Origin of the sequence: Haliea sp. (assembly GCF_040222615.1) — a bacterium.
Taxonomy (GTDB): Bacteria; Pseudomonadota; Gammaproteobacteria; order Pseudomonadales; family Halieaceae; genus Haliea.
The window spans coordinates 1-15,238 of sequence record NZ_JAVKCQ010000074.1 but is presented as its reverse complement, the minus strand read 5'-3'; the positions used below and the strand labels follow the sequence as shown (position 1 = coordinate 15,238).

The window sequence follows — 15,238 nt, the reverse complement described above, 5'->3', positions numbered from 1 at the left end:
GGCCCTCAGGGGCGCTTTCAGGCCACGGGGAGCGTTCGTCTGGACGGTGCCCGCATCGACGCTGGGGTGAACTTGAGTGGCGCGTTGCTGCAGGTGGATGGGCAGCCCGCCCTCAGCGCACGATCAGCTACTGTGGGTGGTAATGTCGACTTGTTGCCCGGCGAGGGGTACCGTTGCGAGGTGCACGGCGAAGTGGCATTGGTCGCGGCGCAGATCACCGGCGACCTGAACTGCGGCTCCGCGCGCCTGGTCAATCCCGGCGGGCGCACTTTGCATTGCGAGGACCTGGTCGTTGAATCGGTGTTCCTGACGCGCGATTTGCCGGACCTGCCGTTTGAATCCCACGGCCGCATCAACTTTCTCACTGCCGTGATCGGCGGCGGTCTATTTGTGACCAATGCACGACTCAGCCCCGGGCCGGACTATTCGGGCTTGTTGGGCCGCGGGGGAATGGTAGCGCTCAACGCGCAGCAGATCCGCATCTCGAATTCGCTGGTCCTCTTCAACGTCGGCGCGCCGGAAGCAGACGGCGTATTCAGGCAGGATGAGATTACCCCGATAGAGGGCTGGTTCCTGCTGGCCGGCGCACAGATGAATGCCCTGATCGATAGCGTGGACACTGGCTGGCCAGCGCCTGGCTATATTGACCTCGACGGCACCTCCTACCAGCGCATCCGGCACCTCGATCAGGGCGAGTTGGTGAGCAAGCGCGTTGCGTGGCTCCGGCGCCAATTTTGCGCTGGTCGTCCCGAGGCCACCAGCTACCGCCCCCAGCCCTACGAGCAGCTGACCCGTGTGCTGCGCAACAGCGGCCTGTCGCGCGAGGCGGATGCCATCGCCGTAGAAAAGATCCGCATGCGGCTTGCGGCCCGGGTCGACCGACCCTGGCTGCGGCTGTTCCCGCAGCTGCTCATGCTGGTCAGTCATCACGGCTACTCCACCAGTCGCGCGGTGCTTTCCTTTCTGCTTTTCGTGCTGTTCGGCGCAGCCATGTATACGGGGGCCGTTGCTGCCTTCGACCAGGCGTTTTTTCCCTTCGAGCAAGCTCCCGAGCCCACAACCTATGTACTGCCATTCGGGCTCGGGACAAAGGCCGTCCCTCTGGGGTGTCCCGGACTCGATACTCTGCACTATGCGCTGGATTTCGCTCTGCCGGTGATTCACCTCGGCCAGGATGACTTCTGCCGTTTCGTGCCCGACGGCCCCGCGCGCTGGCTGTGGTTGACGTTGCACAGTCTCTTCGGCCTGTTCGGCGCCGCGCTATCGGCAGTTGTGGTGCTCACACTGACGGGGCTTCTCAGGCGCGATTGAACGACTAAGTGATCCATGGAAAAAGCCCCGTGCGATCCTGGATTTCTCCGCGATACTGAGCAAAGCGAGGAGAACAACAATGCGCGGATCCTGGTCTGGAGATTGCCAGGTCTTCAGGGCCTTGATATCGTCGGTATCAGCGACAAAATCAGTCAGAGAGCCGGGAGAGCCCAAGTATAATGGTACCGGAGGCCTCCGCCGCGGCGCAATATCACGCAGTCGCAATGTTTCTTAAAGTATCTATAAAAATAGGATAAAAACAAGTTTTGTTGTCTTAGCCTGTTTCAGGCTTTATTATCAAATCTCATCTTTTATGTTGTTACTATAGTAGTAACAAGGTGTTTGGGTCTGGAAGAGAATAGGCCCCGTGACAGAGCGCAGGGTCCCAAAATCTGCCCTGATTGCTGAACAGTCCAAGGCCCTCACCTTCAGCGTCGTGGCGAAGGAGTGCATCGCTAAGAAGCCAGGCGAGTTCAGAGGCGCAAAGCAAGCCTACAAGCTCACTCAGCAACTCGAGACCTAGCAGGTTGCTGAAAAAGTCCCTCGAATGAGAGAAAATAGCGCAATCGCAGGTTGGAGGCCAAACAATGCGCGGTGATTACCAGGAAGGCGGTGACTTGTTCAGTTATGTGTCGCTGGAGCAGCGCATTCCCAAGCGCCACCCTATCCGCAGGATGCGCAAGCTGGTCGATGAAGCGTTGACCAATCTGGACCAGATTTTTGACGAGATCTACGCCGACTGCGGTCGCCAGTCTATCCCACCTGAGCGACTGATCCGCGCTTCCTTGCTGCAGGTGTTCTATTCGATCCGCAGTGAGCGGCAGCTGATGGAGCAGCTGGACTACAACCTGATGTTTCGCTGGTTTGTGGGCTTGAGCGTTGACGATCCCGTGTGGAATCCCTCGACCCTTTCCAAGAATCGGGACCGGCTGGCGCAGGCCGACATCGGGCGCCGCCTGTTCGAGGAAATCGTCGAGATGGCGCGCCGGCGTAGCCTCACGTCCAACGACCATTTCAGCGTTGATGGTACTTTGATCGCGGCCTGGGCGTCCCACAAGAGTGTTCGCCGCAAGGATGGCTCGGACGACGACAATCCTGACGGCGTCGGACGCAACGCGGGTCGCAACTTCCACGGCGAGAAGCGCAGCAACAAGACCCATGCCTCGCGCACGGACCCCGAGGCCCTGCTCGCGTCCAAGGGCCAGGGTACGGGAGCGCGCCCCAGCTACACCGGACACACCCTCATGGAGAATCGCAATGGCCTGCTGGTCAATGCCGATCTCACTTTGGCTACCGGTACTGCCGAGCGCGATGCAGCGATCGACATGGCGACGGTACTGAAAGGTGGGGCGACACTGGGAGCTGACAAAGGGTATGACACACGGGAGTTTGTCGATGTGTTGAGATTCCTGGATGTTACACCGCACGTTGCCCAAAACCTGAAGCGTTCCGGCGGCTCTGCGATAGACGGAAGAGCGACCCGTCATGCGGGCTACGAAATTAGCCAGCGGGTGCGCAAACGGGTGGAGGAGCCCTTCGGCTGGGCCAAGCAGATCGGCGGAATCAGACAAACAAAGTTCAGAGGTCTGACTCGGGTAAGGCAGGACTTTCTGAGGGTGATGGCTGCCTACAATCTGGTGCGTATAAGGAATCTGCTGCCCGAGGCGGCGTGGTGACAGGATGCGGGAAATCGATAACGCCCATGAGCGGCTTATGGAGGCGATAGACGCCATGAAGGACCGTGTCACACCGGAAATCGGCCCCGAATCCTCAATCCGGCGAGGTTGCCACGAATCCGGCTCGCCGTTGACCAAACTTGGGACATGGAACGACGAGAAAATTGAGTGCGTCAAAATCATGCCTTTTTCAGCAGCCTGCTAGCGCTGTACAACCAGTTGCTGCGAAAAGACCAACGAAGATGATCAGGTAAGGTGCAAATACATGATTCGCAAGCACGCCTCCCAGGGAGTGGCGGACTCTGTTTTCTCGATGTAAGTAATGAGTCACGTTAGGAGTTATGTTTCCGAGGGATAGTCTGAATAACTCTGGAATGTTTCAATCGTACACCGTGCCCAAACAACGGTATTTCAGCATGACCCAGACGACTTTCGCCGAGGCCGAGTTTGCCAACAGGAAGCGCAAAAACCGGCGTGAGATTTTTCTGGAATGGATGGAAAAATATCCCTGGGCCAAACTGGAGAAGAAGCTCAGGAGCCATTATCCCAGGGGCGGGAATGGTCGCCCGCCTTAACCGATCATGTTGCGGGTGCATCGCCTGCAGTTAATCTACAACCTCAGTGATCCAGCCATGAAAGACACGCTCTTGCGAGTATTCCCCAGGTGGATAACATAGATACCTGTATCGTGCCCAAGTAGGTGCTGTCCCGGAGTCTAGTGGTACTGCCTGATCGAGCCCGCTGAGGAGGTTCTGGTTGCCGCTGGCTGCAGCGGAGTTGCGCATTAATGTCATTAACTCGCTAGCTGGGGTGCATTACGTCAGCTTCGACCTCACCAATGACCTGCCCACTCATCTGGTGTATATTGCCGAGCATCGGGTTGTGTCAGACGGGAATATCGGGTGAATCCAGGTGTCGAAAATCAGACAGGAGATTCCCCTCCGGTGGGGAATCCTCCCGCCGTTAGGGAAGGCGAGAAGGGCTTTGCGTTTCGCCTCTACATGCAGCACCGCGAATCCATGCTCGGTTTTTTCCGGCGGGCGTTGCGCGAGCCGGAGGATGTGGCCGACGCGATGCAGGAGTTGTATCTCCGCCTGGCACGGCAGCCGGATCTGGAGAGTCGCTGCCAGAACCAGAAGGCCTACCTTTTCACGGTGGCTACCAACCTGGTCAATGACGGCCTGCGCAAGAAGTACGTTCGCAGCCTGGACCTGCACGTGTCGCTGGACCATGACACCCTGGAAGCTAAAGGGCCATCTCCTGAGGAGGTCGAGTCCCTGCGCCAGCAATTGCGTCTGGTGCAAAGTACCTGTGACACGCTTAGCGACGGTGAGCGCCAGGCCTTCTTTATGCATCGGGTCAATCGTATGACTTACCGCGAGGTCTCCTCGGAGTTGCGGGTGTCGGAGCGTACGGCCCGGCGTTGGGTGGTGCAGGCGTTGTCACGCTTGCAGGATGCACTGGGCAGTTCCTCATGAACGCCGCATCGGAGCGGGAAGACAGCGCCATCGGGCCGGTGTCGGAGGCCGCGTACTGGTATGAGAAAGTCAGTGCCGGCGATCTCACCGATACTGATATGGCACGCTTTGAACAGTGGCTGCTGAAGCCCGGGAACGAGGCCGACTATGCGGACTGCGCAGTGCTCTGGGGTGCCGCTGCAGTGCCCGAATTCTGGACTGGCGGCCGTGTGGAAGAGTCCCCCGCCGAGCTGCAGCGCCGCGCGCTGCCCCAGAGACACGGTCGGTGGGTGGCGCTGGCCGCCTCAATCGTGCTACTGGTGGGTGCTGCCCTGCTCTGGCCCATTATGGGTGCTGGGGACCGCTACCAGACAGTGATAGGGGAGCAAAGGCTTGTGGTGCTCGCGGACGAGTCCACCGTGTTTCTGAACACTGACACCGTGCTGGAAATCAACTACACCGGAAAGAGCCGACAGGTGCGGCTCGACCGGGGTGAAGCAATTTTCGATGTGCGTCGCGACGCAGAGCGACCCTTCGAAGTGCAAACGACGGCCGGCACAGTGCGCGTGGTCGGTACCCGCTTCGCGCTGCGCAGTCTGGAAAACGAAAGAGTCAGGCTGGCGGTCAGCGAAGGTCGGGTGACGGTGTCGCCGGGAGATTCGCCCAGAGCAAACCCGTCACCGGTACTCGATGCCGGCGAAATTCTCGACTTCGACAGTCGCGGCGTGTCTTTCCGGGACAGCGGTGTCGACGTGGAGACACTTCTGCAGTGGCGCTCCGGTGTGGTCAGTTTTACTGGCGACGCCTTGCCGGCGGTAATTCAGGAAGTCAGCCGGTATACCAGCAGGCGGATCGAATTCCGTGGTGAAGACCTTTCCGGCCTCAGGGTGAGTGGCATTTTCCGGGTCGGTGAAGTAGATGCGTTCCTGGAGGGGCTTGCGGCTGCGTTCCCCGTCGCCGTGGTCCATGCGGCCGATGGCGGGATCGTGATCACCGCAACCTGATTGCCTGCAGTTTGCGGTGCTGAGAGAGGCCTTTAAGGTGTCGGTCTGGGCGCGGATGATGCTCCTGATCCTGCTTTTTACTGGAGGGTCTGCGGTGCATTGTGTGGCCGCGAGCGAACCACCGCAAGCCATCGCGATTGCCGCGGGTAGCCTCGAGCAGGCACTGTTGGCCATTGCTCGCCAGACTGGTGTGCAGATTATTTTTTCCTCCGAACTGGTGCATGGCATTGTCAGCCCCGGCCTGCAGGGGCGTCATACACTGGATTCAGCGCTGCAGGCTGCGCTGGCTGGGTCCGGGCTGAATGCGCGGCGCGTTTCCCCCCAGGTGGTGGTGATTGAACACCGTGTCGCCGTCGTCCCCGGGATACCCAGCGAGCCCAAACCGCAAGATGTAGAGGTGGCCACCATTGTGCGCGAAGAAGTCATCGTGACTGCATCCCGGCGCCCGGAACGAATGCAGGTCACTCCTATCGGACTTTCTGTGCTGACCAACGCTGGCCTTGAGCGTCGCGGCGTCGATGCCATCGAGGACTTTGGCCGGCTGTTGCCCGGGGTCATGCTGTTCCAGGCAAACCGCAACCGCGGTGTGTTCACCATTCGCGGTATCGCCACCAACGTATTTGGCAGCAATTCCCAGGACCCGGTGTCGGTCTACCTCAATGAGACCCCCCTCGTCGACAGTTTTGGCGCGGTAGTACAACCTGATTTGAGACTGTTCGATATCGATCGGATGGAAGTCCTGCGTGGTCCCCAGGGTACACTATTTGGCTCCGGCGCCCTGGGCGGGACGGTGCGGATTATCACCAATAAGCCTGATGCCAGCACGCGTGAGGCACTAGGTCGGGTTGATCTGGGCCGCACACATGGCGGCGGTTGGCGTCAGCGCTATGATGCCATGGTCAATCTGCCGCTGGTGGCGGATGAGCTCGCCCTGCGGCTGGTGGGCTATCACCGTGACGAGGCTGGCTGGGTGAGGAATATCACTCTCGATACCGATAACAGCACCCGTGACTGGGGTGGCAGGGCCGCCCTGCGCTGGCAGCCCGGAGAGCGATTAGCGCTGAATCTGGAAATGATTCATCAGGACAGTCAGCCGGAGGATGGCGATAGTTGGGACCCCTCCTTGGGGCGATTCCGCAAGTCCTCCCTGATTCCCGAGGGGCGACCTTCGACCCTGACCAACTATCACCTTGCCATCGACTACGAGATCCCTGGTGTTGCCAGCCTGTTGTCAGCCACCAGCTACCAGGAATCCGCTACCGCTGTGTTTACCCAGGGTTCGGCACTTACCAGTCTGGGTGTGCCACTGCTCGCCGAACACGAACCCTGGCGCACTCGTTTTTTTACCCAGGAATTCCGGCTGCTCGGCGCCCGCGAGGAGCGACTCGACTGGGTGGCGGGGACGGTCTTTGTCGATCGCAATAGCATGGTCCGGTTCAATATTCGCCTGCCGGGTCTCGCAAAGGAGCTGGGGCAGCCTCTGCCCACAGAGAACCTGATCAGTTCGATTATCCGGCTGCAATCTCAGGAGCTTGCTGTGTTCGGGGACTTGGGTGTTCAGGCCAGTGAGCGCTGGCGCCTTTTTGGGGGTGCCCGCCTGTTCGATACCCGGGTTCACTACCGGGAACCCCGGCGCCAGGTGCTGGACCTAGACACGCTGGCGCTCCAGGAGTTTGCACTGGCCAATGACAACACCGATCACGGTCTGACCTGGCGCGCCGGCTTGTCCTTCGAGGCCGATGCGGACATCATGCTGTACGCCAGCGTCAGCAAGGGCTACCGCATCGGTCAGGTCAATCCCAACCAGGCCGCCGAGGGCAGTTCGCCGCCAGGGCAGGAAATTCCCGAGAGCTACGAACCAGATACCACCCTCAACTACGAAGTCGGCCTCAAGAGCGGTTGGTTCGACCAGCGCTTGCTGCTGAACCTGGCGCTCTATCATATCGACTGGGATAACATTCAGATCGATGCAAGCCGGCCCTCGGACGGACTCAGTTTCATCACCAACGCCGGCCGTGCGATATCGCGAGGGCTGGAGCTGGAGGTGGCAGTGGAGCCGCTACCTGGTCTCAGTGCCGATTTGGCAGTGACTCTGCAGGACGCCAGCATCCGCTCCATTGAGCTTGAAGACGGGTTGCGCGCCGGTGCGAGCGCGGGGGATACCCTGCCGGGTTCCGCCGATTTCAAGATCGCCGGTTCGCTGCAGTATGAGTGGCCAGCAGCACGCGGCAGACAGCTTTACGCCCGCATGGATGCCCAGTACGTAGGCGCATCACCGGCCTGGTTCTCCGGTGCCGTCGGCACGCCGCGTAATGCGGCATACAGTAATGTCAATCTCAGGATGGGCCTGGTGGCCCGACGCTGGCAACTGGGTTTCTATATCGAAAACCTTACCAATAACGATGACCAGATCCTGCGCAACAGCTATGTCGGCGGCAGCCGGGTCAACAGCCTGCGTCCACGTACTATCGGTACCCGGCTAAAGTTTTTTTACTGAATTCTGGCCACATTTCCGGCGCGCCGCGTCTCTACCTCTGGCAAGCACACATAAAACTGCTTAACAGAGGGAAATTCCGTGGACAGACAAGTATCAGCAACTGGAACCAGACGCTTCCGGCAGCGGGCCACCGTGATTGGCGTGGCCGCACCTCAGTGTTGGCCGGCAGCGCTTTGGCAACCGCCGAAGACAGTACCGCGGCGGCGCAGGCATCGCGCCTGGAAGAGGTTATCGTCACTGCCAGCAAGCGCGAGGAATCACTGCAAAACGTCAGTGCCAGCGTATCGGCCTTCACTCACGCCGACATCCAGCGTCTGGGGCTGGACAGTTTCGAGGACTTCGCCCGCCGAGTACCTGGCGTCACCCTGAACCAGGCTGTGAAGAACCGTTCGGTGTTCAATATTCGCGGCGTCACCACCTCTTTGTTTGGCGGTAATACCCAGGACCCGGTATCGGTGTATATCAACGAGACTCCGGTGACCGATACCTTTGGCGCCATCGTCCAGCCCGACCTGCGCCTGTTCGATGTCGAGCGGATTGAAGTCCTGCGCGGCCCCCAGGGAACCCTGTTTGGCTCCGGCTCCCTGGGCGGTACTGTACGTATCCTGACCCGGCAGCCGGATCCGTCGGCCTTTGCGGCGGACGGGCGTATTGATATCGGCGTCACGGATGGGGGACACCAGCGCCAGCGCTACGACGGTATGGTCAATATTCCCCTGCTGGAGGATACCCTGGCTTTACGTCTCGTGGGCTACCAGCGGGACGAGGAGGGCTGGGTTAAGAACATCACCCGTGGCAGCCGCAACAGTTCAGATGATCGCGGAGGCCGCGCGGCCCTTCTGTGGCGCCCCGGCGACGCGTTCTACGCCAAACTCGAGGTAATTTACCAGGACAGCGATCCCGACGACGGAGATGCCTTCAATCCCGACCTGGGCGAGTTTCGCAAGTCATCGGCGATTTCGGAGGCGAGGCCCTCGACCCTGACCAACTACAGCCTGACCATGGAGTACGAGTTTCCCGACTTCGCAACGCTGCTCTCCGCGACCAGCTTCCAGACGTCAGAGACCGCCAGTTACGCCGACCTCGGCGATTTCCTGGGTTTGGGTGTCAGCGGCTTCAACGTCAGTGACCCCTGGGATTCCGAGTTCGTCACCCAGGAGTTGCGCCTGGTCTCCAATACCGACTCGGCTCTGAATTGGCTGGTGGGCGGGTTCTTCATCGACCGTACCACCGATCCGGCCTTTCTGGTAACAGCGCCGGGATTGTCGGCGGCCTTCGGCGGCCTCATCCCCACCGATGACCTGTTCCAGTCGGACATCGAAACCACCTCCCGCGAGCTGGCAGCCTTTGCCGATGTCGGCTACCGATTTTCCCCGCGCTGGAAAGTGGAGGCCGGTATTCGTGTCTTTGACACCGAGGTCAGCTACTCGGAGCCAGACCGCAACACGATCAACTTCGTCACCTTTGAAGTCGACAATCTCTCTTTCCGCAACACCGGCACCGACAGCGACTACACCTGGCGCGCGGGCATCTCCTATGATCCCAGCGACGACATAATGCTGTATGCCAATGTCAGCCGCGGCTACCGCATCGGCCAGGTCAATCCCAACAAGGGGCCGAGCCTGACCGACCCCAACGACCTGGTGATTCCCGAGGCCTACGACCCGGACTCCAGCATCAACTATGAGCTCGGTGCGAAGACCAGCTGGTTGCAGGGTCGGCTGATCGCCAACCTAGCGCTTTACTACATCGACTGGACTGACATCCAGGTCAACGGTGCCCGCGTTTCCGACATGCGCACATTCATCGCCAACGCCGGCGATGCCCGCTCCCAGGGGGTCGAGATCGAACTGCAGACCATGCCGGTTGAAGGACTGAATTTGAATCTGGCGTTAACCTTCCAGGAGGCAGAGATGACCGATGTTGCCGACAATATCATTGTTGCGGCCACCAAGGGCGAGACTCTACCGGGTTCGGTCGACTTCAAGATGTCTGGCGGTATCCAATATACTTGGGCAGCCTTTGGCGACAAGCAGATGTACGCTCGGGCGGATGTGCAGTATGTCGGTTCCTCGCCCAATGACTTCGGCATGAACGGTGGCAATCCATTTTTTGCCATGAATGAGTCGTATGAAAACGTGGGTGCCGCGGTGGGGCTGGTGGCCGACAAATGGAACCTGGCCCTCTACGGCGAGAACCTCAGCAACAATGACAGCTACATTCTCACCAATGGCGGTGGCACCCCCAACTATGTCAATAGTCTGCGGCCGCTGACGGTGGGTGTCCGTCTCGGTTTCAGCTTCTGAGGAGCCGACATGTTGGGATGTTCTGTAGTACACGTCGCAGCCCTGGCGGTGGCCCTGACAGTGCCTCTGGCCCAGGCTGCGGCGACTGACGCGGCTGCCGCCTATGCCCGGGCCGAGCGTTATCTGCCCGCCAACATTGCGGCCTCGGTCCACAATAATGACCTGCAGCACCAGTGGCTGCCGAACAGCGATCGCCTGTGGTACCGGCGCACTGATGACAGTGGGTCGCGCTTCGTGATCGCGGACCCGGCGGCGGGCAGCATCGAACCCGCCTTCGACCACCAGTGGATGGCGCGGGTGTTGGCAGCGACGTTGGAGAAGACGGTATCCGCTGACGCTCTGCCGCTGCAAACCCTGGTGTTCCGGCCGGGTGAGGCCATCCCTCTGGTACTGGCGGGGGGCTCCCTGCTGGACTGCGACCCGGCGCGGCCGGTCTGCAAGACCGCCGGTCCGGCGCCGCCGCCCCCGGGCGAGCAGACAGGGCTGCCGACACCGGACGGCCTCTCACTGCTGTTCCTGCGGGACTTCAACCTCTGGCAGCGCGACCAGGTAACGGGAGAGGAGCGGGCGCTGACCACCGATGGCAATGTCGATCAGCCCTACGGTCGCTATCCGGAATCAAGCACCTTTGAAGTCACGCTGCAGCGCATGGGGATCAGCCTGCCGCCGCTGGGGCTATTCTCACCCGATGGCAACCGCTTTCTGACCTATCGCCTGAACCGCGCAGCGGTAGCCCCTCTGCATCTGCTGCAGAGCGTGCCGGAGGATGCCAGCCTGCGGCCCCGGGTGTACAGTTATCGCTATCCCTTTCCGGGGGAGCCCAAGCCGATGGCCGAGCTGGTGATCCTGGATCTGGCAGGGGGCGAGGCTGTCGAGGTGGCACATGCACCGGTCGAGTCTGTCCATGCCGATCCGATCAGTGCCCAGTCGGTATTCTGGGCGCCAGGGGGCGAGGCCCTGTATGTACTCGACAATCGCGATTACAAGCGCACTCTCACCCTGTCGGTGGTTGCTGCGGACAGCGGTGTCAGCCGCCTGCTGATCTCCGAAGACAGTGATGTCTACAACCTGCCCTACGCCATCGTGGGCCAGGCGCCGCAGGTGCGGGTGCTGGCCAGTGGCGAGTTGATCTGGAGCTCGGAGCGCAGCGGCTGGCGCCATCTGTACCGCTACGATCGCAACGGCAACCTGCACAATGCAATAACCTCCGGGAACTGGATGGTCCGCGACGTATTGCATGTGGACGAGGACGCCGGACTGGTGTATTTCACTGCCAGTGGCCAGGAGGGTTTCAGTGATCCCTACTATCGTGGCCTGTACCGGGTGCGGCTGGATGGCAGCGGCCTCGAGTTGCTGACGCCGGAGGATGCGGATCACCAGGTCCGGATTGCGGCTGCTCCCGCAACGCGTCTGTTAATGCCATCGGCACCGGGGCCCGAGGGTGCCGGCTTCGCATCCAGCGGCAATTTTTTTGTCGACAGTTATGCGCGACCCGATCTGGCAACCGTCACCGTGGTCCGGGACCGGGCTGGCCAGGTTGTGCTGGAGCTGGAAACTGCACAGCTCGCGGCCTTCGACGGCCCGGCTCCGGTACTGCCTGAACGGTTTTCCGCGCTGGCCGCCGATGGCGAGACCCCGCTCTACGGCACCCTGTTCAAGCCGGCGGATTTCGACCCGCTACGGTCCTATCCGATTATTGACTCCATCTATCCCGGCCCCCAGATCAACCGGGTCAGCAAGCGCTTTTTCGATGATCCCATGCAGGCGCAGTCGCTGGCCGAGCTTGGCTTTATTGTGGTGACGGTTGATGGCCGCGGTACGCCGCTGCGCGGGCGCGCGTTTAGGGACGTGTCCTACGGCAATCTCGGTAGTGCGGGTTCGCTGGAGGATCATGTGGCCGTTATCCGCGGTCTCGCCGCCAGCCGGCCCTACATGGATCTGGAACGGGTCGGTGTCTATGGCACTTCCGGCGGCGGCTTTGCCACCGTACGGGCGCTGTTTGACTATCCCGACTTCTACCGGGTGGGGGTGGCCTCAGCGGGCAATCACGACCACCGGATCTACCTGTCCCTCTGGGGGGAAACCTACCAGGGGCCGTTCGATGCCGAGACCTATGCCGAAGCCAGTTCTTATCACAATGTCGCCGACTTCCGAGGCAAGCTTCTGCTCGCCCACGGTGACATGGATGACAACGTGCACCCGGCTCATACCATGCGGGTGGTAGATGCGCTGATCCAGCACAACAAGGACTTTGATCTGCTGCTGATGCCCAACGTCAACCACGGCATCATGGGCAATCCCTATTTCACCCGGCGCCTGTGGGACTACTTCGTTAACCACTTGCTGGGAGGGACACCGCCTCCCGGATACCGGGTGGGCGCGGGGAATGAAGGGGAGGAAGCGTGATGCGCTGCCCGACCCGTAGTCTGCTGTTGTCGGTCTTGTTTTTGTTGTGTACCTCAGCTGCAGGCGCGAGCACTGCTCCCTACGATCGGCAGGGCTGGTATCGGGACGGCAGTGCCACCAGCGACGATGTCCAGCGGGTGCCGGTACCGCCCGGGCACAACGCCCCGGATAGCGTTCTGGTGCTGGAGGGAGGGCGCGTGTTTGATGGCACCGGCGCGCCTGCGCGGCCGGCGACCGTGGTGGTGGAAGGCAAGACCATCACAGCCATCCTGGCGCCGGGTGAGTCGGACTGGCCGTCTTCGGCAGTGCATGTCGACGCCACCGGGCTGACTGTACTGCCCGGCCTGATTGACCTCCATACACACCTCAGCTATGTGCGGCAGTTCGGCCTGCCTGCTCCCCTGTCGGCGGAAAGTGTGGCTGACGGCACCTTGCGAGGATTGGAGCGGATGCACCAGTACCTGCAATCGGGGATTACCAGCGTGAGGGACCTGGCTTCACACGGCGAGGTACCCTTTGTCCTCAAGCGTTGGCAGGCCAGCGGCCGGATCGCCGGGCCTCGAGTCTTTCCCGCCGGCCAGCTGATCACCGGCCGCGGTGGCCACGGCACGGAGGGGTTCGGCCTGCGCACTTTTCCTGCCCACGCGCAGGCTCCGGTGTGGGAGGCCAGCGGGCCCGATGAGTGGCGCGATGCGGTGCGCGCCCAGTTCAAGCGCGGCGCCGACGTCATCAAGCTGGGTAGCCACTATTCGCAGGCGGAAATCACTGCGGCGGTGACGGAGGCGCACGCACTTGGTCTGCCAGTCACGGTGGATGCGGAGACCCAGTACATCGATATGGCGATTGCCGCCGGGGTCGATGTCATCGAACACCCGCTGCCCCGCAGCGACGCGGCTCTGCGGGCGATGGCGCGAGAGGATATCGCGGCTGTACCCACGCTGGTGCCTTACCAGTACATTATTCGCCAGAGCGGCGGCTATTACGGCTCTACATCCCGCCGTTTCACCCTGACCGAGGACAGTATCCTGGAGATGACGCGCGCCATGAAACGCGCCGGCATCCGGATCGGGGTGGGGACCGACCTGATTGTCGACTGGTCCGACTACCTTCCCACGGCCTACATCGATGAACTGGAAAATCTGGTGCGTGCTGGCTTCACCGAGTCCGGAGCCCTGGAGGCCGCGACCCGGGTCAGCGCCGATATTCTGGGCATGGGCGACCGGCTGGGCACGCTTGAGGCAGGCAAGCTGGCGGACATCCTGCTGGTGGCGGGTGAGCCCGACCGGCAACTGCGAGACCTGGCTCGCGTGCATACGGTGATTGTCAACGGCCGCCTGCTGGTGGCCGACGGTCTCCTGCACAGTGAGCCCCTGCGGGCTGCGCTGCCGCCCCAAGCATCCCCCTGACAACGAGGAAAGTATTTGTGAAATTATCTGACTTGCGTCTGGCAGGCAGTCTCTGCCTGCTCTTATTGTTGCTGCCAATCACTGGCAGTGCAGGCGATTCGCTTGCCTACCAGACGTTGCCAGCAACGCCGCGACCACTGGACCCGGTGCCCCTGGACGATCGCGAGGCGCTGGCGGCATTCATGGATGGCGCCATGGCGGCTCAGCTCCGGTCCCTGGACATGGCCGGTGGCGCGGTGGCGGTGGTAGCGGGCGGCGAGATCGTGCTGGCCCGCGGTTATGGCCACGCGGATTTGGAGGCGGGGGTCACCGTTGATCCCGCCATGACGCTGTTCAAGCCAGGCTCGGTGTCCAAGCTGATCACCTGGACAGCGGTGATGCAGTTGGTGGAACAGGGCCGCCTGGACCTGGACGCTGACGTGAATCGCTACCTCACGGTGCTGCAGCTGCCGGCAACTTTTGCCGAACCCGTTACCCTGCGCAACCTGATGACCCATTCCGCTGGTTTCGAGGATAATTGGGCCGGGTTCCTGATTCGCCGCGACGAGACTGAACTGCAGCCACTGGCACAGACACTGGCGGCGCATACCCCGGCGCGGGTTCGCTCACCGACCCGGAACTTCGACGAAGGCAGTGGTGTCGCCTACTCCAACTGGGGTACGGCCCTGGCGGGCCTGATTGTGGCGGAGGTGAGTGGACAGTCCTTCGACGACTATGTGGAACAGCATATCTTTGCCCCTCTGGGCATGGACCAGAGTAGCTTTCGTGAACCACTGCCGGCGTCTTTGCGACCGCAGCTGGCCCAGGGCTATCGCGACGGTGGTGCCGGCATGGAGGTGCAACCGGAAGAGTTCCTGGGTAATGTCGCGCCGGCGGGTTCGCTGTCCAGCACCGCCGTCGACATGGCGAAGTTCATGATCGCCCACCTGCAGGAAGGGGTCTATCGCGGTCAGCGGATCCTGCAACCGGAGACCGTTGCCCTCATGCACACCCGGGCCCTGAGCCCGGGTCCACATCTGAACGGCATCGCCCTCGGCTTCTATGAAACCTGGATCAATGGCCACCGTACCATCGGCCACGGTGGCTCCACGCTGGATTTCAAGAGCGAGCTGATGCTGCTGCCCGAGGCTGGTGTAGGTCTGTTCGTGACGTTCAACTCGCCGCCCGGCGGCCGT

At 61.4% G+C, this 15,238-nt stretch carries 9 protein-coding genes; all 9 read left to right on the top strand.

What is annotated here, in order from left to right; all coding sequences use genetic code 11:
* On the top strand, positions 1-1,311 hold a 1,311-nt coding region (locus tag RJQ10_RS06825), incomplete at its 5' end, for a polymer-forming cytoskeletal protein (protein ID WP_350144943.1).
* Between the two features lie 587 nt (positions 1,312-1,898).
* On the top strand, positions 1,899-2,987 hold the full coding sequence (locus RJQ10_RS06820; protein WP_350144941.1) for an IS5 family transposase: 1,089 nt from the start codon (positions 1,899-1,901) through the stop codon (positions 2,985-2,987).
* Between the two features lie 944 nt (positions 2,988-3,931).
* Complete coding sequence (locus RJQ10_RS06815; RefSeq protein ID WP_350144939.1) at positions 3,932-4,465, top strand: RNA polymerase sigma factor; 534 nt, start codon at positions 3,932-3,934, stop codon at positions 4,463-4,465.
* Positions 4,462-5,448: a FecR family protein gene (locus RJQ10_RS06810; protein WP_350144937.1), complete on the top strand. Its 987-nt coding sequence runs from the start codon at positions 4,462-4,464 to the stop codon at positions 5,446-5,448. Before RJQ10_RS06815 ends, RJQ10_RS06810 begins: the two co-directional genes overlap by 4 nt.
* A gap of 103 nt (positions 5,449-5,551) precedes the next feature.
* Complete coding sequence (locus RJQ10_RS06805; protein WP_350144935.1) at positions 5,552-7,945, top strand: TonB-dependent receptor; 2,394 nt, start codon at positions 5,552-5,554, stop codon at positions 7,943-7,945.
* A 173-nt stretch (positions 7,946-8,118) separates the two neighbouring features.
* A complete protein-coding gene (locus RJQ10_RS06800) occupies positions 8,119-10,251 on the top strand; it encodes a TonB-dependent receptor (RefSeq protein ID WP_350144933.1) in 2,133 nt (710 codons plus the stop codon).
* Between the two features lie 9 nt (positions 10,252-10,260).
* Complete coding sequence (locus tag RJQ10_RS06795) at positions 10,261-12,657, top strand: S9 family peptidase (protein ID WP_350144931.1); 2,397 nt, start codon at positions 10,261-10,263, stop codon at positions 12,655-12,657.
* A 41-nt stretch (positions 12,658-12,698) separates the two neighbouring features.
* Positions 12,699-14,063 (top strand): amidohydrolase family protein, encoded by a 1,365-nt coding sequence (locus RJQ10_RS06790; RefSeq protein WP_350144929.1) that lies wholly within the window; start codon positions 12,699-12,701, stop codon positions 14,061-14,063.
* Between the two features lie 17 nt (positions 14,064-14,080).
* Positions 14,081-15,238, top strand: a 1,158-nt coding sequence (locus RJQ10_RS06785; protein ID WP_350144927.1) for a serine hydrolase domain-containing protein, incomplete at its 3' end; no start/stop codon positions are given.